Below are 24,319 nucleotides of genomic sequence, written 5' to 3'. Positions count from 1 at the left end.
CGGACGCAGGACTCGAGACTGGCCGCCCATGGCCATTTCGATGGAATGGTCAGAGGTCACCTCCCGCTTCAGCCACCCCGCGCAACACGCATGGGTTGTTAATTTCTCTTAGGTGCGATGATCCGGGCGGAAAATTCAAACATAATTTGGGGCCACCGATACCTTCTGTGCAAAAGTCACAGGACCTTCACAATGCAAAGGATTTTGCACGAGCCTCACGGAAAATCCTCTTGGGGACACGATTTATCCCCAAGCCCGCCCACAGACGGTCGTTTCTGATCGCTTGCCACATCCACAGATCAGAGCGAGCTTGATCAGGCCGAGGGACACGGCAGCGCGGAAAACCGGGGAGACCCGGGCTCAAGGCGAACCGGTCCGGCTCTCGGATCCCGGGTAATGGGCGATCTCCGGATCGCAACGGACACGGGACCGGATCAAGGCTTCGAGGCAGGGTTTCGGCCCACACCTCGGGGAACCGGATCGGGATCGGAAGACGGCGCAGGCCAGACCTGCGGGACGCGACCGAACCAGAGCCGCAGGATACAGCCGACCGTCACCGGGGTTCGCTCCGCTGACGCCCAGGCCAGGGTCCCGACCTCAACGGCCAAGTCCAACCCGGACTTGGCGAGGGCACGAAGCGCAACGGTTCGACCGGGCGGTTCGTGCCCTCGCTCAATTCCGGCCCAGGCTTTCCGGCCCTTCCCCCGTGCTGCTTGCGATGACAGACTGCCGTTCGACTAGAACGGGAGAGCCCCATGCGCCTGACCCTCGCCATCGCCGCCGCCCTCGCCATCCCGGCCCTGATGCCGGACGCGGCACAGGCCCAGGAGCGCCCCCCGGCCTACACCAATGCCGAGGCCTGCCTCCGGGAACGCGCCGCTGATGCCGTGGCCGTGAGCAGCGGGGCGACCGACGCGGCGGAATTCCTGTTGGGCTACCTCTGCGCCGAGACGGTGGGCTATGCGGCGGCGTATGAACAGAATACCGCCTCGCTCCTGGCCATGAGCGACATGGCATCGGGAATGGGCCAGATCACGGCGCAGGGCGGGGGTACCAAGACCGGCGAAAATCCGTTCGACTTCTCCACCATGTTCGGCGGATTGAAGGTTGATCCGGTCACCGGCGCCCTTGTGTCTGACCCGGACGCCGAGGGCGGCTTCATGAACGGGACGCTCAAGGCCCAGGCGGCCCAGATGAGCGCCCTGTTCGGGGACCGCCCGCCGGTCTTCCTGCGCGTCCTTGCCGGAGAGCTCGTCGTTCAGCATCGGCACTGACCCCTCCCTTTCCTTCGCGGGATTCCCCCCCTAAACCATGGCCATGCGCCGCCTGCCCGTCCGCCCTGTCTTGCTGAACCGTCGAGCCGTGCTGGCCGGCGGCGTGGCGGTGGGAACGGCGGCCGCCCTCGCGGCCTGCGGTAACCCCGAACCCCCGGTGGACGAGAACGGTCGCGTCCGCCTGCGCCTCGTGGTCGACGGTCCCGCCACGGTCGATCTCGGCGGTTTTTATCAGGCACTTGCGACCGGCCTCTACGAGGCCCGGGACCTCAACGTCCAGCTCGTTCGCCCCGGCTTCGGGCAGGATGTCCCCCGCGCGCTCGCCACCGGTCGGGCCGAGCTGGGTCTTGTCGACGACGGGTTCATTCCGCTTCGCCTCGTCGAGGAGGGCGCCCCCGTGAAGGCCGTCGCGGCCTTCTTCCAGACCTCGCCGCGGGCCCTGGTCCGCCATGCGCCTGCGACCTCCGGAGAGGCTGCGCCTCCGCCGCCATCGGCGCTCCAGGTAGCCAACGCCGATCGTGACACCCTCTGGCCCTGGCTTCAGGCCCGTCTCGACTATCCGGACGATCTGATCGCCGACTACGACCTCGACGCCTTCCTCGCCGATCCCCGGGCCGTCATGCTCGGCCACGTCGCCCGCGAACCCGTCCAGATCGCCGCGACTGAGGGACCCGCGACCACAGCCCGCCTGCTGGCCGAGGACGGATTTGCCTCCTACGGCGACCTGCTGCTCGCCCCTACGGCTTTCGCCCGCGACAATGAGGCGGCGCTCCGGGCCTTCATTGCCGCCTCGATCGAAGGCTGGAAGGACTACATCAACGGCGATCCGGAACCGGCTCATGCCCTGATTCGCAAGGCCCTTCGTGGTCGGGGAGACCAGACCCTCGGCGCCGCGCATGACGCCCTTCGCGCAGCCGCCATCGTCACCGGGGGCGACTCCGCCTCTGGCATCGGCACCATGTCCGAAGCGCACTGGCAGGCCTTCTTTGATAGCGCCGTCGAGGCCGGCCTGGCACAGCCGGAGCTGGCGTGGCGTGACGCCTGGACGCCGCTTTATTTACCGACCTGACCGGCTTCGGGATTCCGACCGTTGTTAGCGGGCGATTAAACCTGGACCGCCTAGGGTTGTCGCATGCCAGACCTGCCGGAGTGCGGAATGCCACGCGACCCAGCCATTTTCCCGACAGCGCGCGTCTGTCACGGGCTCGGCGCGACCGCGGCCCTGCTGCTCGGTGTGCTGGCCGGACCGGCCATGGTTCAGGCCCAGGATGCCCCGGCCCGGGATGCCCCGACGCTCCGCTATCTCGACTGGAACGGTCGCCCGGCGCCGGTCGCCATGGCTCGCGCCGAAACGCCGGCCGCGCGGGACGATATCCCGGCCCTGCGCCCGGCCTCGGCCGTCATTCCCCATGCGGGAACCCAGTCCTACGCTTCGGTGCCCGAGCTGCGCCCGGCCACGCCCAGACTGCCGCTGCGCACCATTCGCGCCGACGGTCGCCCCGGCCTGACCCCGGCCGACGCCTTCTTCGCCGCGCCGCAGAGCGTGCCGGTGTCGGCACCGCCTCCCCCGCCTCCGCCCCAACCTGTGCGCACCCCGGTTGCCGAGGCTCGTCCGGTCGTTCCGTCTGCCCCGCCGGTGCGACAGGCTCCCGCCCCCGCACCGGTCGAGCGTCCGGCCCCGCAGCCTGAGCCTGTGCCGGTGCCGGCTCCCGCCCCTGCCCCGACGCGCCCGCCTGAATGGGCCGATGATCCCATGGCCCCCCGCGCGGATGCGCCCATCTGGTCGGTCGGCCAGTCCCGACAGGCCCCTACTCCCGCCGCCGCGCCGGCCCCGGCCCCGGCCCTGTCGCAACCGGTCGCCCCGGTGGCACAGCCGCAGCCGACCTACCAGACCGATAGCACGCCTCAGGCTGCCCCCCAGGGCGCCCGCTATTACTCCGTCCATCGCCAGAACGGCCGTCAGCCCGACCGGACGCCCATGCCGGAACAGGTCTATCTGGACGCCCTGCCGATCGAGCTGGAAGAGACCCCGAGCTCGCCGTCCCTGGCCCGCCCGCCCGAGCCGCCCCAGCTGGTCCGCAATCCGGACGGCACGGTGCGCCGCACCACGGGGGAATCGGCCCGTAGCGCCGGGGCGCGCCAATGACGGCCATGGAGTCCGAGGGCGCCGTCCAGTCGCGCCTGCCCGATCTGATCGCCATGGCGCGCGAGCCTTCCAGCGAGAAGCGCCGCGCCCTGCTGCGCGAGCTGACCGACGTCTTCTTCGGCACCGACACCCACAGCTCCACCGAGACAGATCTGTACGGCACGGTCCTCGCTGAACTTTCGGCGGAAATGGAGACCGCCGTCCGGGCGGAACTGGCCCAGCGCTTCGCCGAGACTGCCGCGGCCCCTCGCGCCCTGATCCGCCGACTCGCCCTTGACGAGGCCGAAGTGGCGACGCCGGTCCTGACCAGTTCCCCGGTCCTGACCGACGGCGACCTGATCGAGGTCGCCCGCACCCGGGGCCAGGATCACCTGCGCGCGGTCTCCGCCCGCAAGGATGTGTCCGAGGCCGTGTCGGACGCGATCGTTGACCATGGCGATGACGAGACTCTTGAGCGCCTGCTGTCCAACGAAGGGGCCCAGCTGTCCCGCGCCGCCAGCGAAAAGGCCGTAGAGCGCGCCCGCGCCAATCCGGCGCTCCATGCCGCGACCGTCGAGCGCAAGGCCCTGCCGCCGGACCTGCTGAACGAGATGTATTTCATCGTCGAGGCCCGCCTCAGGCACACCATCCTCGAGCGCAACGCCCGGCTTGACCCCGCCGTCCTCGAAAGTGCGCTGGAGGCCGGCCGGACCCGCCTCGCCACCCAGGACGGTGCCCTGCCGGCGGACTATGCCGAGAGCCTTGCCTATGTCGAGGAACTCCACGCGGCCAATCAGCTGACGCCCCAGATGCTGGCCCGCTTCCTGCGCTCGGGCGGCCGGACCTGCTTCCTGATCGCCCTGGCCCAGCTGGCCGACATCGATTTCCACACCGCCCGCCAGATCATCGAGCGGTGCGATCTGGATGCCCTGGCCGTGGTCTGCCGGTCCGCCGGTCTGGATCGGGCCCTGTTCCTGACCTACGCCGTGGTCCTGCTGAACAACGACGGGTCGGCCATGGCCAAGGCCCACAGCTATGGCAGGATGTACGAGGAGCTGGCGCCGGACGCCGCCCGCCGCACCCTGCGCTTCTGGCGCATGCGCCGCGAGGCCCGCGCCGCCTGATCCCACACAGCAAAAGGCCCGCCGGATCACTCCGGCGGGCCGATTTGTCTCTTGAGGCTGGCGCCCTACTTCTTGGCGCGGGCGGTGCGGGCCGGCTTACGGCCGCCCTGGCCCAGTCCCATCTGCTTGGCCAGTTCCGAACGGGCCTTGGCATAGTTGGGCGCGACCATCGGGTAGTCCTTGGGCAGGCCCCACTTCGACCGGTATTCCTCCGGGCTCATGTCGTATTTCGTGCGCAGGTGACGCTTCAGCGACTTGAACTTGCGACCGTCTTCCAGACAGATCAGATAGTCCGGCGTGATCGACTTGCGGATCGGCACGGCCGGATCCTTGACTTCCGGCTCCGGCTCGGGACCGTCACCCGACAGCTGCGACAGGGTCGAATGGATCGACCCGATCAGGGCAGGAACGGCTTCCGGCGGCAGAATGTTGTTGCTGACATAGGCGGAAATGATGTCCGCCGTCATTTCAAGCAGCTCGGCTTTTTCTTCCATCGATCATCCAGACGTTTACAGAGCGAGGCGATACAACCTTGCAGGAATCGCCCCTGATGGCGCGCTGATAGAACAATCGGCGTCGCCATGCAATTCTCTGTGCGGCTTTTCTGATTTGGTGAGCGGCTATTAAGCTCAATCAAGACGCGTGCGGCGAAACTAGCGCCCGAAATCTTGGGCCAGCGCCATCATCGCAGTGCGTTCGGGCATGGAGTATTCATCGACCTCGTCGACTTCCCCATCCCGGATGGCCTTCAGCAGAGCGGGCGTCATGGCCGAGGTCAGCGACCAGTTCCAGTAGCGCAGAACCGTCTGCGCCCGGTCGACCGCCAGCATCTCAAAGGTGGTCTGCACCCGCTCCCAGGTCGGATCCACGCGCCCGTCCGGCAGGGTCTCGGGCCGCTTCATCGACCGCCACAGCGCCGTCAGATACTGCCGGTCCAGCCCCGTCGCCTTGCACAGGATAGCCACCGGTTCGCCTCCGGGATCACCCAGGATCTTGGCGCCGGTCAGCGGTTTGACCCCGGACAGATAGGCGATCTCGGCGGCCGACTCGCGCCCCATGCCCGCGCGCTCGATCTGCACGATGGCGTCTTCCAGGCTGTCGTAGGGGCTCTTGTCGATGGCCCCGCGGTTGCGCTGTCGCCGCTCGATGAACTGCAGCGCCTTGCGCGACACCGGGTCCTGCCAGCCTTCCGCGGCGGCGAGGGCGAAGATGTCCTCGGACACCTCCTGCATCACCTCCCGCGACACGGCAAAGCGCTGCAGGATGGTGCGCCGGTCCTGCGCATTGCACCACCAGAACATCACATAGGCGCCCGATGGCCTGAGCTCCGGCCGCCGCAACAGGTGTTCGCACAGCTTCGGCTGGTTGCGGCTCAGCGCCACCGCCATCTCGATCGCCGTCTGGGACAGGCGCGCGGTCGTGTTGCGCAGCAGCGCCTCGACCACATCGGCATGCGCGCCCTCGATCAGCACCTCGGAGACGACCTCCGAGACCCCCCGCCGGGCGGCGATCAGGATGTGGTGGTCATGGCTGGTATCACGTGCACAGGACAAGAGGTCTGCGTCGGTCAGCCCCGCGCAATTCTCGATCAGCACCCCGGCCACGGCCGGCTCATCCCGGAGCAGCAGCCGCATCAACCCGTTCGGCAGCTCCGACAGCGGCGCCAGCCGATGGGCCATCTTCATCCGGTCGGACGGGGTCGCCAGTCGCGCCATCTCGACCAGCAGATCGCCGGTCACCGCCCGCTCGAACGCATTGATCCGGCTGGTCGGCAGGGACACCACATCCGCCAGCCGCTTCAGCAGGGCATGGCGCGCCTTCCAGGTCGAGTCCGACCCGGCCTCGGGCGCACCATCCTGCGGGCTGGAAAGGGGCTGGGTCATGTCGATCCAATCCTCGCCCGGTTCGGTTAACCGCCGGTCAAGACGCCCCGCGTCATGGCTCTTGCACCCTTCGGCCGGCTGGGCTTTGAAGAGGCGGGGGGCACGCCATGAACGACCGCGGACTGCATGAGCTGAGCGAGGACGCCACGGGCTTCGGCCGGGCGGAATGGCGAACCCTGCGCGACAGCCTGATCCGCCCGCGCGCCCTGCTTGAAACCTATATGGTCGAAGGCCCGGATGGCGGAGGCCACTATGCCCGGCCGCTCCGGCTGTATCTGACCCTGTGCGGCCTGCTGATGCTGGTGCTGTTCCTGAAGGGAGGAACCGGCATCTATCTCGAGGCCTTCCCGGCAGAGGCGATCGACCCGGTGATCGAGGCCTCGGGCAAGTCTCGCGAGGGCTTCATGGCCGACGCCGACAACTGGATGAGCCTGACCATGGTGCCCATCCTGCTGACCGTCTACGCCCTGGTCTGCGCGCCGCTGCTTCGCTGGTGGGACCCTGATGACCTCGGCTGGCGCCGGGCCTTTCGGGCCACATTCGCCTTTCTGAACGCCCTGACCATCCTGAGCCTGCCGCTCAGCCCGTTCGCCTTTGATCCCGTTTTCAGCGGCTACTGGCTGCTGTTCCTGCTGGTCGCCAGCGTGGTCACCTTCCTGCGGATGGGGGGCGGACGCTGGTACCAGTCATGGGGTCCGGGCGTGGCCAAGGGGGTGGCCCTGACCCTCGCCATCCAGATTTTCGCCTCCCTCGGCATCCTGCCCATCATCGGCATCGGCCTTCTGGCCGGGCTCTACGCGCCCTAGAACCCCGGCCAAGGCTCAGACCTGGTCGCGGACCAGAGTCAGAACGCGGCCCAGCAGGTTTCTGCCCTTCCAGGCTCCGGGATCGTGATTCCCGGGGTCGTCGAGCGCCAGGCCGTTTCCCCAGTTCCAGTCGCGCGGATTGGCCTCGACCAGCATGGCCGGAGCCGTGGCCTTCAACTGGCGGCCGGCTCCTTCGTTCTGGCTGAACTTGGCCAGATTGCCCTGATGCACGATGCGCACCCTGTGAGCGCGCCAGACATCGTCGTCGAAGCCCGAGACGGTTTGACCGTGTCGCTTCTGCACGGCCGGGTCGTCCGTGGCCATAATGGCAGATGCAACCCCGTGGTCCGCAAACAGTCGCGCCTTCTGCACCATCATCCACTGCTCGGCATTGACGAAGGTCTCGTCCCCGACAGTGAAGCGCGTGGGATGCCACTGGCTGAACACCCCCTTGATGAAGGGGTGGAACTGACTGAACGCCTCAGGGTCGGGCAGATCCTCTTCCCTCATAGGACGCCCTAGAGCCCCTCGAACAACGCCGTCGACAGATAGCGTTCGGCAAAGCTCGGGATGATGACGACGATCGTCTTGCCGGCGTTCTCGTCCCGGGCGGCCTGACGGAAGGCGGCCGTCAGGGCGGCGCCCGAGCTGATGCCGACGGTCAGCCCCTCGGTACGGGCCGCGCGCCGCGCCATGTGGAAGGCCTCGTCATTGCTGACCTGTTCCACGGAATCGATCACGTCGCGATCGACGATGGAGGGCACAAAGCCGGCCCCGATACCCTGGATCTTGTGCGGCCCGGGCTCGCCTCCGGACAGGACCGGCGAGTCGGTGGGCTCAACCGCCACCATCTGCACCGACGGCTTCTTCGCCTTCAGCACCTGGCCCACGCCCGTGATCGTGCCTCCGGTCCCGACCCCGGCGATCACCATGTCCACGGCCCCGTCGGTATCCGCCCAGATTTCCTCGGCGGTCGAGACCCGGTGGATGGCGGGATTGGCGGGATTGTCGAACTGGGCAGGAGAGACCGCGCCCGGGGTCTTCTCCAGCAGCTCATGCGCCGTGGCGATGGCGCCCTTCATCCCCTTGTCCGCCGGGGTCAGCACCAGTTCAGCCCCCAGAAGGGCCAGCATCTTGCGGCGCTCCATCGACATGCTCTCGGGCATGACCAGGATCAGGCGATAGCCCTTGGCCGCCGCCACAAAGGCCAGGGCGATGCCGGTATTGCCGCTGGTCGGCTCGATCAGCACCGCACCGGGCTTCAGCTTGCCGGCCTGCTCCAGCGCCTCGATCATCGCCAGACCGATCCGGTCCTTCACCGAGCTCAGCGGATTGAAGAACTCCAGCTTGGCCAGCACGCGCGCCTTGGGCTTCAACTCTTCAGACAGGCGCGGCAGTTCGATCAGCGGGGTGTCCCCGATGGTCTCGAGGATCGAGCCATAGACCTTGCCGCGACCGGCGCGGGCGTGGCGGGACATGTCGGGCGAAGCGGGGATGGAACCGGTCATGGGGGAGGTCTCCGGACTCGAAAAGGCCCCTTCAGATCGGCACGATCCGCCGTCATGCAAGGGCTACAGGCGATCCGGGAGCCGACCTGAGGGCGAGACACAGGAACGGGCGGGACCGACCCACAGCCCACGCCCGCCATTCGAGCGCGGTTAGCCAATCGTTAACCACGTTGGCCGATGGCTGGAGGCCAGCTTCCGGGGCCCGCCTTGCAATCTCTCGTCGCCGCAGTCCAGGCCGTCGATCCCCTTGTCGTTACCGGCAAGGTCGCGGGGGTGAGCGGCCTGCTGATCGAGTCGCGCGGCGGGCTGACGCGACTGGCGGTGGGCGCCCGGGCCGAGATCGAGCGCCACGGCCTGCCCCCCCTGCCCGCCGAGGTCGTCGGCTTTCGCGAGGCCAAGGCGCTGCTGATGCCCTTCGGCCCGGTCGAGGGCGTGGCCCCCGGCGCCGACATCCGGATCGTGGAGACCGCCGGCGTGGTCCGCCCCACCGCCGCCTGGCTGGGCCGTATCGTCAATGCCTTCGGCCAGCCGATCGACGGCAAGGGCCCGCTGGAACAGGGGTCGCGTTCCTATGCGCTGCGCGCCGGACCGCCGCCGGCCCACACCCGGGGGCGCGTCGGTCATCGCCTCGACACCGGAGTGCGCGCGCTGGACGTCTTCGCCACCACCTGTCGCGGCCAGCGGATGGGCATTTTTGCGGGCTCCGGCGTCGGCAAGTCGGTCCTGCTGTCCATGCTGGCCCGCCGCGCCGAGTGCGATGCCGTGGTGGTCGGCCTGATCGGTGAGCGGGGCCGCGAGGTCCGCGAGTTCATCGAGGAGACCCTGGGGCCCGAGGGTCTGGCCCGCGCCATCGTGGTCGTGGCCACCTCGGACGAGCCCGCCCTCACCCGGCGCCAGGCGGCCTATATGACCCTGGCCTGTGCGGAATATCTGCGCGACCAGGGCAAGCAGGTCCTGTGCCTGATGGACTCGGTCACCCGGTTCGCCATGGCCCAGCGCGAGATCGGTCTTGCCGCCGGTGAGCCCCCGACCACCAAGGGCTATACGCCCACCGTCTTCTCCGAACTGCCCAAGCTGCTGGAGCGGGCCGGCCCCGGGCCCGTCCATGCCGACGGGCGGCCCACGGGCGCCATCACCGCCCTGTTCACCGTGCTGGTGGACGGCGGCGATCACGACGAGCCCATCGCCGACGCCGTGCGCGGTATCCTGGACGGCCATATCGTCATGGACCGCAAGATCGCCGAGCGGGGCCGCTTCCCCGCCATCGATGTGCTGAAATCCGTCAGCCGGACCCTGCCGGGGTGCCAGACCCCGCCCGAGCAGGAACTGAACCGCCGGGCCCGCCAGTGCCTGAGCGCCTATGCCAATATGGAAGAGCTGATCAAGATCGGGGCCTATCGCGCCGGCGCCGATCCGATCACCGACCGGGCCATCGCCCTCAATCCGGCGCTGGAAGCCTTCCTGTCCCAGAAACCTGAGGAGGTTTGCGATCTCGCGACCGCCTTTAGTCATCTGGAAAGCATTCTGAACCAGGGTCTGGCAGAGCGAGTGGAGTGACGTCATGACCACCTGGGCCCGGTCCCTGATCCGCATCTCGACCTATGAGGTCGAAACCCTTCAGAAGCGCCTGGCCGAGATCGGTTCTCGCCGCGCCTCCGCTGAAATGCGACTGGCCGTTCTGGATGCCGAGGTCGAGCTTGAGCGCGAGCGGGCCCGCAGCGATACCGACGCCAACATGCTGTTGCAGGCCTATCTGGACGGCTGGAAACACCGCAAATCCACCGCCCAGGCTGACCTGGGCCAGCTTGAGGCCGAGGAAGAAGGCGCTCGCGACGCCCTGACCGGCGCCTTCGAGGAACTCAAGAAATTCGAGCACGTGGCCGAGATTTCCCGGCTGGAGCGTCTGGCCGCGGCCGAGCGCCGCGAAGCCGCCGCCTTCGACGCCCTCGGCCTCAGGCGCCGTGCCTGATTTCCGGCTGACCCGCAGGCATCTGCTGGCATCCCCGCTGGCCCTCGCCGCCTGTGGCAGCGCCCCCTCCACCCCTCCGCTCGGTCCCGTCAGCCCCCTGAAGGATCTGGCGCCCTGCCCCGTCGGCGTCTGCGGCATGTCGGGACAGTTCGACGACGCCGGCTGGCGCGACGTGGTCCTGACCCACTTCTCCCAGTTCACGCCCGAGTGGGAAATGAAGATGGAGGCGATCCTCAGGCCGGATCGCAGCCTCGACTTCACCCTCGCCGACCGGTGCGCGGACTTCGCCACCGACAACGGCCTGCGCCTGCATGGCCATGCCCTGATCTGGTACTCGCAAGGGGCCGAGGCCTTCGCCGGCCTCGACCGCAAGACCTTTGCCGCCGACTACGACCGCTACATCCGCGAGGTCGTCACCCGCTACCGTGGGCGGACCGTCGGCTGGGACGTGGTCAATGAGGCGGTGGCCGAGGACGGCGACGGCCTGCGAACCCACCACTGGTCCGAGGGGCTGGGGGACATCGACCACATCCGCCGGGCCTTCGACGTCGCGCATGAGGCGGATCCCGAATCCATCCTGTTCCTCAACGACTACAATCTGGAAAACCTGCCCCGGAAGGGTGCGACTTTCCTGAAACTGGTCGAACGCCTGCTCAAGGCCGGCACCCCGCTGGGCGGCATCGGCAGCCAGTCCCATCTGGATATCGACATCCCCGACGGACAGATCACCGCCTTCCTGCGCGAGGCGGGAGCCTTCGGCCTGCCCGTCCATGTGTCGGAACTGGATGCCTCCCTGCGCTCCGACAGCCGCATCGACCTGCGCAGCGCGGGCGAACGCCAGGCCCGACAGACCGCCCGCGTCACAGAGCTGGCCCAGGCTTTCATGGCTCTGCCGCCGGAGCAGCGCTATGCCTTCACCGTCTGGGGCGCACGGGATACGGACAGCTGGCTGCGCCGCGACGAACGCGATGACGGGCGCGACAGTCCGCTGCTGTTCGATGCGTCCGGCACCGCGACCCCGCTCTATGACGCGGTCGCCGGGGCCCTGGCCTCAGGCTGAGGCGGCGTCGCCGGCCAGCAGTTCGAACGTGCCTTCCAGGCCGCTTTCGGCGTTCGGCCCGATCCAGACGGTGAACCGGCCCGGTTCGACCGTCCAGGACAGCTCGCGCCCGACGAACATCAGGTCGCGGCGCGTCAGGGTGAAGCGCACCCGCGCGCTCTGCCCCGCCTCCAGCCGCACGCGCTGGAAGCCCTTCAGCTGCCGGATCGGCCGGGTCACACTGGCCGCCCGGTCGTGGATGTACAGCTGCGCCAGCTCCTCGGCCGCGCGAGCACCCCGGTTGGTGATCGTGGCCGACACCTCCAGCTCGCCGTCCCACGCCAGGGTGCCGTCGCCGACGTCCAGCCCTTCATAGACCGGATCGCCATAGGTCAGGCCGTGGCCGAACGGCCATTCGGCGACATTCAGCGTCTCGCGGTAGCGGGCCTTGAACTCCTCGCCATGCTCCAGCGATAGCGGCGGGCGCCCGGTGACCTTGCGGTCATAGTGGAAGGGCGACTGGCCGGTGTGACGGGGAAAGCTGATCGGCAGGCGGCCGCTGGGCTCGTGCGCGCCGAACAGCACATCGGCCAGCGCATTCCCGGTCTCGACGCCCAGGAACCAGCCGACGACCAGAGCCTGTGCCTGTTTCGCGGTCTCGTCCAGCACCAGGGCCCGGCCGCACTTCAGCACCAGAACCACAGGCTTGCCGACCGCCGTCACCGCCGCGATCAGATCGCGCTGGGGCTCAGGAATGCAGATGTCGATGCGCGACTGGGCCTCGCCCGACATGCGCTCGCCCTCGCCGACCACCATGACGACGACATCGGCGCCCCGGGCCGCCTCGACCGCCGCCTCGATCCCGCCCTCCAGCGAAGCCTCGGCCTCGGAACCCCGCACGACCGTCAGGTTCGCAGGGTCGTCCATGGCGGCGCGGAAGCCTTCGTCGACCGGCACCGCATAGGCCGGGTCCCCGAACAGCACCCACGGCCCGTTCAGATGGTCGCGACCCTCGGCGAAGGGACCGATCAGGGCGATCTTCTGATCGCGCCGGAGCGGCAGCACCCCGCCGTCATTCTTCAGCATCACGATCGACTTGCGACCGGCCTCGCGCGCCAGGTCCCGATAGCGGGGCTGGTCGTTGGCTTCGACGCGCTCTGGCGACAGCCGTCCGTAGGGATCGTCGAACAGGCCCAGCTGCGCCTTCAGCGTCAGCACCCGGCGCACCGCCACATCGACGTCGGCCTCGGCGATCACGCCCGAGCGCACCAGGTCCGGCAGATGCTCGGCATAGAGGTTGCTGCTCATACTCATGTCGACGCCGCCCTGAAAGGCCAGCCGCGCCGCGTCGCGCTCGTCCTCGGCCAGGCCGTGGGCGATCAGCTCAAAGTCGCCCGTATAGTCCGAGACGACAAAGCCCTCGAAGCCCCACTCGCTGCGCAGCACATCCTTCATCAGCCAGGCATTGGCGTGGGCCGGCACCCCCGCCACGTCATTGAAGGCCGCCATCGTCGACAGGGCCCCGGCCTCGAAGGCCGCCTGGAACGGCGGGAAGTGGATTTCGCGGAGCGTTCGCTCGGAAACATCAACGCTGTTGTAGTCGAGGCCGCCCGTTCCGGCGCCATAGCCCGCCAGATGTTTGGGCGTGGCCAGCATGGCGCCGGCATCCGTCAGCCCTTTGTCTCCCTGGAATCCTTCCACCCGGGCGACCGCGAGGGTGCAGCCCAGCAACACATCCTCGCCCCCGCCCTCGACCCCCCGGCCCCAGCGGGCGTCGCGCGAGATGTCGACCATGGGCGCGAAATTCCAGGCGATGCCGGTGGCGGTCGCCTCTTCCGCGGCGGCCCGGGCCGTGCGGCGGGCGAGGTCGGCGTCAAAGGCGGCCGCTTCGGCCAGCGGCACCGGGAAGATGGTGCGGAAGCCATGGATGACGTCTGCGGCGAGCAGCAGGGGGATCCCCAGCCGCGACTCCTCGACCGCCACGGTCTGCATGCGGCGATGCCAGTCGGCCGAGTCGCCGTTGAATACCGCGCCGAGACGGCCCTCGCGCACGGCCTGGGCCTGTTCCTCGATCGAGCCGGGCACGGCGGCGGGGTTGGCGGCATTGGCCGGAGCCGGTGCCAGCGCGGCCGGCATGATGGTCAGCTGCCCGGCCTTTTCCTCCAGCGTCATGGCCGAGATCAGGCTCTCGATCCGCTCCGCATGGGGCGCCGCCTTGCCTGCCGTTCCGGGCCGGGTCGCTTCCGACGACAGGCGGGCTTCGGACGTGCGGGAGGCGGGAAATGACATCAGGCAGGCACTCGCGTGTAATCGGTTACACCGTCATAGCCGAGACCGTTCCGCACGGGAACCTCAACCACGACCCGCTCTGGGGAAAAGGCACAACCCGCCTGTCGCGTGCCGGCCTTGCGTCCATCTACTTTGTATATTAAAGTGCTTGGCAAGTTACCCAACCGGAGATTTCCATGCGCCTGCCCCTCTTGTCCTCCCTTGCGGTCGCCGCCGCCTGCCTGGCCCTGCCGGCCACCGCGCTTGCCCAATCCGCCGATGTGCGCGTCACCCTGACCGGTGTCGAGGCCCGCGGCGGTCATATGCTGGCGACCCTGTCCAGCCAGCAGACCTTCATGGTTGCCCACGGCGAGTACACCGCCAAAACCGAAGTGAACGAGGCCGGAGAGGTCTATCTGGTCTTCACCGACGTCGCGCCGGGGACCTACGCCCTGATGGTCATGCATGACGCCAACGACAATGAGCAGTTCGATATGAGCCCGTCCGGCATGCCGGCCGAAGGCTTCGCCTTCTCCAGCGGCGGGGCGCCCATGATGGGGATGCCCAGCTTCGACGCCCTGAAGTTCACGGTGGGGTCGGAGGACATCCTTATGACCGAGGCCATGACCTACTTCTGATCGGCCGGCCCAAATGGAAAAGGCCCGCCCCGGAAGCCGGAGCGGGCCTTTTTTCTGTCCTGTCTGGCGAGGATCAGGCCGCGGCGCTGACCGATCCGGATCCTTCCTGCGGGTCGCGCAGCACATAGCCACGGCCCCAGACGGTTTCGATGTAGTGTTTGCCGTTCGCCGCCGTCGCCAGCTTCTTGCGCAGCTTGCAGATGAAGACGTCGATGATCTTCAGCTCGGGCTCGTCCATGCCGCCATACAGGTGGTTCAGGAACATTTCCTTGGTCAGGGTCGTACCCTTGCGGAGCGAGAGCAGCTCCAGCATCTGGTATTCCTTGCCCGTCAGGTGCACGCGGTGACCGTCGACCTCGACCGTCTTGGCGTCGAGGTTCACGGCGATCTCGCCGGTGTGGATGATGGCCTGGGCGTGACCCTTCGAGCGACGCACCACGGCGTGCACGCGGGCGACCAGTTCGTCCTTGTGGAAGGGCTTGGTCATATAGTCGTCTGCGCCGCCGCCGAACGTCTTGACCTTGGTCTCGATCTCGCTGGTTCCCGACAGGATCATGACCGGGGTGTTGACCTTGCCCACGCGCAGCTGACGCAGAACCTCGATGCCGTTCATGTCCGGCAGGTTGAGGTCCAGAAGGATCAGGTCGTAGTCATAGATCTTGCCCAGATCGATGCCTTCCTCACCGAGATCGGTGGTGTAGACATTGAAGCCTTCGGACTTGAGCATCAGCTCGATGCTCTGGGCCGTGGCGTGATCGTCTTCAATCAACAGGACGCGCATGATTGCCCTCCGCGGCAAAGCTTGACTGTGGTCCTGTCGCAGCACGCACAGGTAACCTTGTTCCGACGTTAACGGTCCAAAACCTTAAGAACAGTTAACGTCGTACCATTGAGGCGAATCGTAGGCTGATTTGCGAATCGACGTCGAGAGTCCGCGAGTCAAGCGCGCGAAATTTTTCTTCACGCCCCGCCCTGACTGGGTGACCGTTCCGACATGGCCGCGAAATCCGGGGGCACGGGTATCGGTCGCAGCGCCGCGTGCGACCCAATCTGACGTATACTAGGTATTATTTCCTATCCCGACCGGGCGCGGCCTCATCCTGCCGGTCTGATCCCTGAGAGAAAGGAAAGGGCCATGAGCCAGACCTACCGTGTTCCCGTGACCGACGCCGACCGCATCCGTGCAGGTCTGGCGCTTCATCTGATTGCCGCCTGCACCGGCGTCAGTGCCGAGCAGATGCGCGGCCCGGACCGCCTCAACCCCCGCGCCTGTCGCGCCCGGTGGCTGGCGCTTTACCTCGCCTATGTCGCCTATGGCTGGCCGCTGGAGCGCGTGGGTCATGCCTTTGGCGTCAACCGGGCCACTGTATCCAGCGCCTGCCGCTGGGCAGAGGACGCCCGCGACCGCCCTGCCCTCGACACCCTGCTCGACCGGCTGGAGGCCTTCGCCCAGGGCCTGCTGGGCGACGCTCCCGTGGCCCTGCCCCGATGAGCGGTGCCGTCGACAGCGCCCGCCTGGCGCGGGCCCGGCGCCTTCTGGCCGACAAGGGGGCATGGATCGAGCAGCAGCCCGCCGGGGCCTATGCCATGCGTCTCGTCCCGGATCGGCGATCGCGCGTGGTGATGCGGCTCACCGAGGCCGAGTTCGTGGCGCTCACCCACAGTCCCGGGCTGGCGGTTCGCACCGGGGGCGGCTGGCAGGTCCGGCGCGCCGTGCGATCCGACACGTCGGGCACACCCGGCGGCGCACCGGGACGGATCGAGGCGCTGGAGCCCCGGCTGCTGCCCGACGGCACCCGGCTTCCCGTGCGGGTCAATCAGGGCGACAGCGCCATCGCCTGGCTGGCCCGGCGCCGCGATGCGGCCGGCCGGCCCTGGCTGAGCCCGCAGGAGGTCGCCGCCGGTCTCCGCCTGACCCGCGATGCGGAACTTGCCCTGAAGGGACCGTCGCTGACCCAGAGGTGGGACGCCCTGCCCCGGTCGGGCGGTGGTACGGCCGCGCGGGTCGAGCCGGGTCACGCCGCCCTGGCCGCCGGTCGCCGCGTCGCCGCAGCGCTCGAGGCGGCCGGCCCCCGCCTGTCGCCCATGCTGGACGCCGTCTGTATCCGGGGATCCGCCCTGCAGGCCGCCGAGGGCCAGCTGGGCCTCCGCCGCAGGCAAGGCAAGACGGTGCTGAAGCAGGCGCTGCAAGCCCTGGTCGATCACTATGCCGGGTGACCGACAGGATGCCGATTCAGACTATTCGGACCATTCAGACTGTAGTTTTTCACCGTCTGAATTCGCCGAACCGCCAAGACACGGGTTCAACCGGCGGGCACCAGCGCCGCCTCGCGGATCCGGCCGACCATCTGGTTCAGCCCGTTGGCGCGTTGCCGGGTCAGGGCCTGCGGCAGGCCCAGCGCGTCCAGGGCCGCGCGCGCGTCAAAATCGAGGATCTCGGCCCGCGTCCGCCCGGAATAGAGGCTGAGCAGCAGGGCGATATTGCCCTTGGAGATGGCGCTGTCGGAATCGGCCCGGAACCACAGGCGCTCGCCCCCGTCCTCGACCGCCAGCCAGACGCGCGCCGCGCAGCCCGGCACCAGATTGGCCTCCAGGCGATCCGCCTCCGGCAGGGGATCCAGCCCCTGCCCCAGTTCGATCACATAGGCGAGGCGCTGCTCCCAGTCGCCGAGCAGGTCAAAGGAGTCCTTGAGATCGGCGAGGACGTCGTCGAGTGATTCGGTGGGAACGGGCGGCGGCATGGCTCTGGAATAGGTCTGTCCACCCCTCTTCGCAATCAGGGGCTGTCCGTTAATCGTTAACGGATCGTTGTTCCCCAGAATTCGACACCCGTCCCCGGTCCGGCAATCCCCTGAGACGGGAGCGTCCTCGCAGCGACTCGCGCCGCCCGGTAGGCTGGAGGTGCCGGACCCCGGCCTGTTCTGTTCACCCTGTCGGACCTCCCTTGCAGCCCATCCCCGCCCCATCCCGGACCGATCGCCGCCCGCGCGATCTGCCCGCCCTGACCGCCTCGCACGCGGCCTGGGCGGTGGGTACGGCGCTGGCCGCACTGGCGCTCCGGGCGATCGAGCCCGGCCCGGGGCTGAGCGGCCCGGCCTTCTTCGGCATGCTGGCCATGGCGGTCCCCGGCCTCGCGGGCCTGACCCTGCTGTGGCGCGACGGCGCGCGGGCGCGTCTGGCCATCCTCGGCATCTGGAGCCTGGCCTCGGTCATCACCGCCCTGTTGTCGGGTGGCGTGGGCGGCAGCCTGTCCGGCTATCTGCTGATGCCCGTGGCGGCCGGTCTGTTGCTGGGCGCCGGGCACCGCGGCGGCCTGCGGCTGGCCTTGCTGGGCACGGTCGCCTCGGGTCTGACGGCCCTGATCGGGATGGCCGCCGCCCTGATGGGAGATGCCGGTGTCGCCCTGCCCTTTACCGCTGCTTTCACGGCGCTGTCGGCCGCGGGCGCCATGGCCGTCGCCCTGAAACTGGCCTGGGAGCGGCGCGAGGAAGCTTTGGTCGAGGCCCAGGCCGCAGTCGACCGGGTCGAGGCCGTCCTGTTGTCCCAGCCGGGCCTGACGCTGATCCTCGATCCCAACGCCCGCATCCTCGCGGCCTATGGGGTGCCGCCGATCTCCCTGCCCGTCGCGCCCCTGCTGGCGGACGGACTGATCGCCGCCATCCACGCGCCCGATCGGCAGAGCCTGACCACCGCCCTCCAGTCGGCCGCCAACGGGGGCGAGGTTCAGGTCCGGCTGACGCCCCGCACCGCGCTGGACCGACGGGTCGCCCTGCTGGTTCGCCGGATGGACAGCCCGGACGGCGAGCCGCGCCTGATCGCCCAGGCCTTCGACGCGACCGAGGCCCATGTGCGCGAGGTCGCCCTCGACACCGCCCGGGCCGAGGCCGAGGCCACCAGCCGGTCCAAGTCGCGCTTCCTCGCCACCATGAGCCATGAGCTGCGCACGCCACTGAATGCCGTGCTCGGGTTCGCCGACATCATGCGCCAGAAGCTGTTCGGCCCCCTGCCGGATCGCTACGCCGACTATGCCGAGTCGATCCATTCTGCGGGCGGGCACCTGCTGGACCTGATCAATGACGTGCTCGACGTCTCCAAGATCGAGGCCGAGCGCTATCAGCTCAGCCTAGAGCGGTTCGACGCCCGCGAAGTGCTGTCGGACGCCATGGCTCTGGTCCGGCCCCAGGCAGACGAAGGTGCGGTCCACCTGTCGGCGGTGCTGCCTGCCGTGCCCCTGCCGGTCGATGCGGACCGCCGTGCCCTGAAGCAGATCGCGCTGAACCTGCTGTCGAATGCGGTGAAGTTCACCCCGGCCGAAGGCTCGGTGACCGTGACCGTCGAGGGGGTGGGCCCCTATCTGGAGCTGATCGTGGCCGACACCGGCACCGGTATCGCGCCCGAGGACCTGAAGCGTCTGGGCCGCCCGTTCGAGCAGGCGGGCGGCGGCGAGCAGCGCGCGCAAGGCACGGGTCTGGGCCTGTCGCTGGCCCGGGCGCTCAGCGAACTGCATGGCGGGCGCCTGTCGATCGAGAGTACCCTCGGCGAGGGCACGGCCGTCACGGTGCGCCTGCCCGTCCACCGGATCGGGGCGGCCGACGTCGAGCATGCGGGGGCCGAGATCATCGCTTTCGCGCCCGCCGCGTCGCAGACGCTGGACAGCTAGAGCGGTCCCATCTCCAGAAAGGCGCGCCCGGCGGCGATGTCGCCGACCTCGAACGGCACGCGGGCGACACTACCGTCGCGGAACAGGAATTCGACCCAGAAGCTCTCGCGCGGGTCCAGGGCTTCCAGCTCAAGACCCAGCCGCGCCGGGAACAGCCAGGCTTCACCCGCCTTGCGGTCAGGTGCCAGCAGCATGCGGGGCGCCGGCACTTGGGACATGGCCATGACCGCCCGGCGGGACGGTGCGGGCGGCAGGGCTCCGGCCTGACCCAGCCACGGGCGGGCCAGCACGCCGGTGTCGCGCATCACGACCCTTGCCGCATAGGGGCGCGAGCGACCGACAAAGGACACCACCGCCTTCATCGGCGTACCGGTGCCGGTCTGGCCGAAGGTGACGGGCGAGGCCCCGACCCGGGAGGCCTGGCTTAGCGCCCAGGTCTCCTGAGAATAGGCGCGCCGGTCAGCCACCCAGGGCCGCTCCAGCCCCGGGAAGGTCAGGGCCGGCATGCGCCGCCAGCCGTCAAAGGCCATTTCAACCCGGTCGGCCACCATGGTCAGTTCAGGGTCGTCGCAGGGCACTGTGGCCGCACGGGCTTCGGCGCGGCGGGCTGTGGCGGTGACCTGGGAGGGATCCTGTCCGGCGCGCAGAGCGGCACTGCGGGCCTGCCGCGTCGATACCGTCAGGGCCGCACCCAGCTCATCGCTGAACAGACCACACCGCTCGTGGGCCGCGAGGACGAAGCTGCGCTCGTAATAGGGCACAGTCCCGCCGGCCAGGGCGGGCCCGGCGGCGGTCAGCAGGGCACCCGCCACAGCCAGGGCTGTGCTCAGGCGACCAGTCTTTCCTTCCCTCGACATGATGCACAGCCTAAGGACCAGACCTTCCCGCCGCGTTTCAAAGCAGGGTTATCGAATTGCTTCTCGCCACCGATGTCTGGGTCGGAGCCCTGATCCGCCGGGCCCAGCTGGGCGGCGCCTTCGCCACGGTTGCGCGCAAGGGCGACGAGCGTGCGGGGGCGGTGCTGGTCAAGGTCTATGAAAGCGCGACGCGCACGGCCCGCCTGTATTCCGAGGCCACCGGGCCGGAGGGTGACCGGCTGTGGATGCAGCCGCTCGACACCCAGGTCGAGAGCGAGATCGACGCCTATATCGAGCGACAGGCGCGCTTCGACGGCGACCTCTGGGTGGTCGAGATCGAGGATCGCGACGGCCGCCACTTCCTGACGGAAAAGGTCGCCTGACCGCGTTCGTCTGGTCGTAAATGCTTAACCGCGTTCGGGAACGGAACCTCAAACGCTGATCGCTAGGGTGCACTCAACGGGGCGATCATGACCCTGGTGATGGTGGGTGTGCCTATGCTGTTTCTTCTGAACGACGTGGTTTTCGATCTGGACGAGGCCTGCCCGGTCACGCCCGCCGATGCGCGCCGTTTCGAGAAGCTGGGCTTTGACTATCTGCTGGAGCTGGGCTGCGAGCTGTTCGCCGAAGATCCGCTTCTGCATCGCAACGATCCGGCGCGGGCGCGCCGTCTGGCCTGGCTGATCCACGACCGGGGTCCGGACATCAATGCCGCCCTGTTCGCCGCACCCGAGGCCGGCTGCGACCCGGCGCTGGTCGAGCCGCAGTTCTGCGCCCTGCCCGGTGAGGTTCTGGCCCAGCTCAAGGCCAAATGCGGCAAGGGCCGTGCCGACACTGTGGCCGTCGACCGCGCCGTCTGGGGCCGAATGGCGGCCTGACGGCTTACACCTTCGCTTGCCTGATCTGGTCCCTGCCCGCTAGCGTAGTCCCCATCCGTTCGGGGGAGCGCCGCTTCATGACCTTTTTCAATCGCCTGGGCCTTGCCCTGTTCGCCGCCCTGCTGCTGGCCGTCAGCGCCGGGGCAACGCCTGCGCGTGCCGACTGGCTCAAGGCCGAAACCCCGAACTTCATCATCTATTCGGATGGCGGTGAGCGACCCTTGCGCGAATACGCCATGAAGCTGGAGGTGTTCGACCGCTTCCTGCGGATGCGGTTCGGCGTGCCTCTGGACCGCCCTGTGGCCCGCAAACTGCCCATCTATCTGGTGCGCCGTCAGGGTGATCTGGCCAAGGTCGCGCCGGCAATCGGGGGGTCGGTGGCGGGTTTCTATCACACCGGCGAGGAAGACATTTTTGCCGTGGCCACGCGGGGCGACGGGGAAGTCACCCTGCTGCACGAATATGCGCACCACTTCTTCTACCAGCATTTCTCGACCTTCTACCCCGGCTGGCTGGTCGAGGGGCTCGCCGAATATGTGATGACGGCCCGGATCTGGCCTGATCGCATCCAGATGGGCGCCCACAGCGAGGCCCGTGCCTCCTGGCTGACCAATATGCAGTGGCTGCCGCTGGAGGTTCTGCTGACCAACCGGTACGCGCAGGTGGAACGGGATATCCATCGGGCCACCTACTATCCGGTCGCCTGGCTGCTGACCCACTGGTTCATGAGCTCGCCCGAGCGGGTCGTGAAGCTGGAGGCCTATCTGGGTCTGATCCGGCAGGGGGTCGACCCCTCGACGGCCATGCAGCAGGCCACCGGCCTGACCCTCGATCAGCTGCGCAACACCCTGCGTGACCATCTTTATGGCCGGATCGAACTCAACACCTACAACATCGACATGCCCGATCTCGAGATCGAGATCACCCGCCTGCCGCCCTCGGCAAACGATCTGTTGCTTCTGGGCCAACGGCTGAAGTTGCCCATGTCCGAGGAGGACCGCGAGGTCGCCCTGGCCGAAGCGCGCCGCCTGGCCGGCCGCTATCCGGACGATCCGCTGGCCCTGCTGGTTCTGGGGCATGCCGAACTGCACATCGGCGACCGGGCGGCGGGCGAGGCCGCCTTCACCCGTCTGCTGGAGATGGACCCGGACAATGTGGAGGCCCTGCAGTTCATGGCCATGGCCCGGTTCGCCGATGCCGACGATAATCCCGAGAACCGGCCCGAGTTGATGAACCGGGCACGCGGCTACCTGGCGACCGCCTTTGGCGCCGATCCCGGCAACTATCTGACCCTGTTGCTGATCGGCCGCTCGCGGAGCGGGGCGCCCGGCTATCCGAATGCCAATGATCTGGCGATCTGGGAGAGGGCCTATATCGCTGCGCCCCAGCTGTCCGACATCCGGCTGGGCGCGGGACATGCCTTCCTGGCTGCCGGGGACCGGGCAACGGCCCTCGCGCTTCTGGAACCGCTTGCCAATGCCCCGCACGGGGGCGGCGCTGCCGAAGAGGCCCAGAAGCTGATCGACCGGGCCAACGGCGTGGTCCGTGAAGACGGCGGCGAAGATGAAGCGGAGGCGGGGGCCGCGACGGACTGATCCCGGCGTGACTTCAGGGGCCGGACAGGCTAACCCCCCGCGCCATGTCGCAAGCCTCCCTCGCCCAGGAAGCGTCCCGTCGCCGGACCTTCGCCATCATCGCCCACCCTGACGCGGGCAAGACCACCCTGACCGAGCATATCCTGCTGGCAGGCGGGGCCATTCGTGCGGCCGGCGCCGTGCGGGCGCGGGGCGAGAACCGGCGGACCCGCTCGGACTGGATGAAGATCGAGAAGGAGCGCGGCATCTCCGTCTCGGCCTCGGTCATGACGTTCGAGCACGACGGCAAGCGGTTCAACCTGCTGGACACGCCGGGCCACGAGGACTTCTCGGAAGACACCTACCGCACCCTGACCGCCGCCGACTGCGCCATCATGGTGCTGGATGCCGCCAAGGGCATCGAGCCGCAGACGCTGAAGCTGTTCGAGGTCTGCCGCCTGCGCGATATCCCGATCATCACCTTCATCAACAAACTGGACCGCGAGGCCCAGGACCCCATGGCCCTGCTGGACGAGATCGCCTCGCGCCTCCAGCTGGATCCGGCGCCCATCTGGTGGCCGGCCGAGAGCGGCAACCGCCTGCGCGGCATGGTCGAGGTCGCGACCGGCACCTTCCAGCCCTATGCGAGGAAGCCCGCCGGCTCGGCCGATGAGCCGGATCACCCCGAGGCCCTGCCGCTGGATCAGGCCGACCGCTACTTCGAGGGCGGCGAGCAGGCCGACCTGAACGACGCGCTGGAACTGGTGCGCGAGGGCTATCCGACCTTTGACGTCAACGCCTTCCTCGAGGGCCATATGACGCCCGTGCTGTGGGGCTCGGCGCTGCGCCACTTCGGCATCGAGGCCCTGCTCAAGGCCATCGGCGACTGGGCACCGTCGCCCAAGCCCCTCAAGGCCGAAAAGGCCGCCCCGCCCGAGACCCGAAACGCCCCGGCGCCGGAGGACATCACGGTCCTGCCCGGCGACGACCAGGTGACCGGCTTCGTGTTCAAGGTCCAGGCCAATATGGACCCGAACCACCGCGACCGGATCGCCATGTTCCGCATGGCCTCGGGCAGCTTCAAGCGCGGCATGAAGCTGAAGGTGCAGAACACCGGCAAGTCGCTGTCGGTCAATGGACCCATCATGTTCTTCGCCTCGGACCGTGAACTGGCCGAGGAAGCCCACGCCGGCGACGTCATGGGCATTCCGAACCACGGCGTCCTGCGCGTCGGCGACAGCCTGTCGGAAAGCGGCATGGTCCGCTTCCAGGGCCTGCCCAACTTTGCCCCGGAAATCCTGCAGCGCGTGCGGGTCAAGGATCCACTCAAGGCCAAGCACCTCAAGAAGGCGCTGGAAGGTCTGGCCGAGGAAGGCGTCACCCAGCTGTTCCGTCCCGAGCTGGGCGCGGACTTCATCGTCGGCGCTGTCGGCCAGCTGCAGTTCGAGGTGATGGCCGACCGTCTGGGCGCGGAGTACGGCCTGGACGTGATCTTCGAGCCCAGCCCTTACGCCGAGGCCCGCTGGGTCGCCCCGGCCGAGGGCGGGACCAAGGCCGACATCGAGGACTTCATGGGCAAGTACCGCCCCCAGATGGCCAGCGATATCGACGCCGACCCGGTCTTCCTCGCCAAGTCCAGCTGGGAAACCGGCTATGTCGGCGAACGCTTCTCCAAGGTCCGCTTCCTGAAGACCAAGGAACGGGGCTGACGTCTAT

Annotated in this window: 24 protein-coding genes; 16 read left to right on the top strand and 8 right to left on the bottom strand. The window is 68.4% G+C overall.

Annotated elements, in window-relative coordinates; translation table 11 throughout:
- Window positions 1–755: 755 nt before the first annotated feature.
- The 4 genes from J7346_RS05100 to J7346_RS05085 all read left to right on the top strand — a co-directional run bounded on the left by J7346_RS05100 (window position 756) and on the right by J7346_RS05085 (window position 4,523).
- On the top strand, window positions 756–1,274 hold the full coding sequence (locus J7346_RS05100) for a hypothetical protein (RefSeq protein ID WP_209118407.1): 519 nt from the start codon (window positions 756–758) through the stop codon (window positions 1,272–1,274).
- Window positions 1,275–1,311: 37 nt separating this feature from the next.
- Window positions 1,312–2,343, top strand: a complete 1,032-nt coding sequence (locus tag J7346_RS05095) for an ABC transporter substrate-binding protein (protein ID WP_209118405.1) — start codon at window positions 1,312–1,314, stop codon at window positions 2,341–2,343.
- An 87-nt stretch (window positions 2,344–2,430) separates the two neighbouring features.
- Entirely contained in the window at window positions 2,431–3,420 is a 990-nt protein-coding gene (locus J7346_RS05090) for a hypothetical protein (protein WP_209118403.1), read from the top strand.
- A complete protein-coding gene (locus J7346_RS05085; RefSeq protein ID WP_209118401.1) occupies window positions 3,417–4,523 on the top strand; it encodes a DUF2336 domain-containing protein in 1,107 nt (368 codons plus the stop codon). Before J7346_RS05090 ends, J7346_RS05085 begins: the two co-directional genes overlap by 4 nt.
- Before the next feature lie 65 nt (window positions 4,524–4,588).
- Here J7346_RS05085 and J7346_RS05080 read toward each other — a convergent pair whose 3' ends face one another.
- Together J7346_RS05080 and J7346_RS05075 are read right to left on the bottom strand one after the other, a co-directional pair.
- A complete protein-coding gene (locus J7346_RS05080) occupies window positions 4,589–5,017 on the bottom strand; it encodes a MucR family transcriptional regulator (RefSeq protein ID WP_209118399.1) in 429 nt (142 codons plus the stop codon).
- A 159-nt stretch (window positions 5,018–5,176) separates the two neighbouring features.
- The gene (locus J7346_RS05075) at window positions 5,177–6,406 is read right to left on the bottom strand and encodes a DUF2336 domain-containing protein (protein WP_209118397.1); all 1,230 of its coding nucleotides are present in this window, start codon (window positions 6,404–6,406) and stop codon (window positions 5,177–5,179) included.
- 107 nt (window positions 6,407–6,513) lie between these two features.
- On the opposite strand from J7346_RS05075, the gene J7346_RS05070 reads away from it, so the two are divergent.
- Window positions 6,514–7,212 (top strand): hypothetical protein, encoded by a 699-nt coding sequence (locus J7346_RS05070; protein ID WP_209118395.1) that lies wholly within the window; start codon window positions 6,514–6,516, stop codon window positions 7,210–7,212.
- Window positions 7,213–7,227: 15 nt separating this feature from the next.
- On the opposite strand, the gene J7346_RS05065 is transcribed toward J7346_RS05070, so the two are convergent.
- The gene (locus J7346_RS05065; protein ID WP_209118393.1) at window positions 7,228–7,722 is read right to left on the bottom strand and encodes an NADAR family protein; all 495 of its coding nucleotides are present in this window, start codon (window positions 7,720–7,722) and stop codon (window positions 7,228–7,230) included.
- Between the two features lie 8 nt (window positions 7,723–7,730).
- Window positions 7,731–8,690: a cysteine synthase A gene (gene cysK / locus J7346_RS05060; RefSeq protein ID WP_209118617.1), complete on the bottom strand. Its 960-nt coding sequence runs from the start codon at window positions 8,688–8,690 to the stop codon at window positions 7,731–7,733.
- A 237-nt stretch (window positions 8,691–8,927) separates the two neighbouring features.
- On the opposite strand from cysK, the gene fliI reads away from it, so the two are divergent.
- The 3 genes from fliI to J7346_RS05045 are packed head-to-tail and all read left to right on the top strand — an operon-like array spanning window position 8,928 to window position 11,749.
- Entirely contained in the window at window positions 8,928–10,277 is a 1,350-nt protein-coding gene (fliI, locus tag J7346_RS05055) for a flagellar protein export ATPase FliI (protein WP_209118391.1), read from the top strand.
- Window positions 10,278–10,281: 4 nt separating this feature from the next.
- Entirely contained in the window at window positions 10,282–10,689 is a 408-nt protein-coding gene (locus J7346_RS05050; protein WP_209118389.1) for a flagellar FliJ family protein, read from the top strand.
- On the top strand, window positions 10,682–11,749 hold the full coding sequence (locus J7346_RS05045) for an endo-1,4-beta-xylanase (protein ID WP_348521453.1): 1,068 nt from the start codon (window positions 10,682–10,684) through the stop codon (window positions 11,747–11,749). The genes J7346_RS05050 and J7346_RS05045 overlap by 8 nt, the downstream gene beginning before the upstream one ends.
- On the opposite strand, the gene J7346_RS05040 is transcribed toward J7346_RS05045, so the two are convergent.
- Window positions 11,741–14,017, bottom strand: a complete 2,277-nt coding sequence (locus J7346_RS05040; protein ID WP_209118387.1) for a glycoside hydrolase family 3 N-terminal domain-containing protein — start codon at window positions 14,015–14,017, stop codon at window positions 11,741–11,743. The genes J7346_RS05045 and J7346_RS05040 overlap by 9 nt on opposite strands.
- Window positions 14,018–14,193: 176 nt before the next feature.
- On the opposite strand from J7346_RS05040, the gene J7346_RS05035 reads away from it, so the two are divergent.
- Window positions 14,194–14,634 (top strand): DUF2141 domain-containing protein, encoded by a 441-nt coding sequence (locus tag J7346_RS05035; protein WP_209118386.1) that lies wholly within the window; start codon window positions 14,194–14,196, stop codon window positions 14,632–14,634.
- A 73-nt stretch (window positions 14,635–14,707) separates the two neighbouring features.
- Here the strand turns inward: J7346_RS05035 and J7346_RS05030 are convergent, their stop codons facing one another.
- Window positions 14,708–15,415, bottom strand: coding sequence for a response regulator transcription factor CtrA (locus J7346_RS05030; protein WP_209118384.1), 708 nt, complete (start codon window positions 15,413–15,415; stop codon window positions 14,708–14,710).
- Between the two features lie 354 nt (window positions 15,416–15,769).
- Here J7346_RS05030 and J7346_RS05025 point away from each other — a divergent pair, with 354 nt between their 5' ends.
- Together J7346_RS05025 and J7346_RS05020 are read left to right on the top strand one after the other, a co-directional pair.
- Window positions 15,770–16,126, top strand: a complete 357-nt coding sequence (locus tag J7346_RS05025; RefSeq protein ID WP_209118383.1) for a chromosomal replication initiator DnaA — start codon at window positions 15,770–15,772, stop codon at window positions 16,124–16,126.
- Window positions 16,123–16,851, top strand: coding sequence for a DUF6456 domain-containing protein (locus tag J7346_RS05020; RefSeq protein ID WP_209118381.1), 729 nt, complete (start codon window positions 16,123–16,125; stop codon window positions 16,849–16,851). Before J7346_RS05025 ends, J7346_RS05020 begins: the two co-directional genes overlap by 4 nt.
- Before the next feature lie 86 nt (window positions 16,852–16,937).
- On the opposite strand, the gene J7346_RS05015 is transcribed toward J7346_RS05020, so the two are convergent.
- Window positions 16,938–17,375, bottom strand: a complete 438-nt coding sequence (locus J7346_RS05015) for a SufE family protein (protein ID WP_209118379.1) — start codon at window positions 17,373–17,375, stop codon at window positions 16,938–16,940.
- Window positions 17,376–17,578: 203 nt separating this feature from the next.
- Here J7346_RS05015 and J7346_RS05010 point away from each other — a divergent pair, with 203 nt between their 5' ends.
- Window positions 17,579–19,294: a HAMP domain-containing sensor histidine kinase gene (locus J7346_RS05010; RefSeq protein ID WP_245157661.1), complete on the top strand. Its 1,716-nt coding sequence runs from the start codon at window positions 17,579–17,581 to the stop codon at window positions 19,292–19,294.
- Here J7346_RS05010 and J7346_RS05005 read toward each other — a convergent pair.
- Window positions 19,291–20,151 carry a hypothetical protein gene (locus tag J7346_RS05005; protein WP_209118377.1) on the bottom strand — a complete coding sequence of 287 codons (861 nt, stop codon included), beginning with the start codon at window positions 20,149–20,151 and terminating at the stop codon, window positions 19,291–19,293. The two genes, J7346_RS05010 and J7346_RS05005, sit on opposite strands and share 4 nt — an antisense overlap.
- A gap of 56 nt (window positions 20,152–20,207) precedes the next feature.
- Between J7346_RS05005 and J7346_RS05000 the strand changes: the two genes are divergently transcribed.
- The 4 genes from J7346_RS05000 to J7346_RS04985 all read left to right on the top strand — a co-directional run bounded on the left by J7346_RS05000 (window position 20,208) and on the right by J7346_RS04985 (window position 24,312).
- On the top strand, window positions 20,208–20,534 hold the full coding sequence (locus J7346_RS05000) for a DUF1491 family protein (protein ID WP_209118375.1): 327 nt from the start codon (window positions 20,208–20,210) through the stop codon (window positions 20,532–20,534).
- Window positions 20,535–20,621: 87 nt separating this feature from the next.
- Window positions 20,622–21,029, top strand: coding sequence for a hypothetical protein (locus J7346_RS04995; RefSeq protein ID WP_245157660.1), 408 nt, complete (start codon window positions 20,622–20,624; stop codon window positions 21,027–21,029).
- A gap of 77 nt (window positions 21,030–21,106) precedes the next feature.
- Window positions 21,107–22,624 carry a hypothetical protein gene (locus tag J7346_RS04990; RefSeq protein WP_209118373.1) on the top strand — a complete coding sequence of 506 codons (1,518 nt, stop codon included), beginning with the start codon at window positions 21,107–21,109 and terminating at the stop codon, window positions 22,622–22,624.
- A gap of 44 nt (window positions 22,625–22,668) precedes the next feature.
- On the top strand, window positions 22,669–24,312 hold the full coding sequence (locus tag J7346_RS04985; RefSeq protein WP_209118371.1) for a peptide chain release factor 3: 1,644 nt from the start codon (window positions 22,669–22,671) through the stop codon (window positions 24,310–24,312).
- The last annotated feature ends 7 nt before the right edge of the window (window positions 24,313–24,319 follow it).

This window comes from Brevundimonas sp. A19_0 (assembly GCF_017744255.1).
Classification (GTDB): domain Bacteria; phylum Pseudomonadota; class Alphaproteobacteria; order Caulobacterales; family Caulobacteraceae; genus Brevundimonas.
The sequence above is the reverse complement of the archived record's forward strand: the minus strand, read 5'-3'. Positions and strand labels throughout refer to the sequence as shown.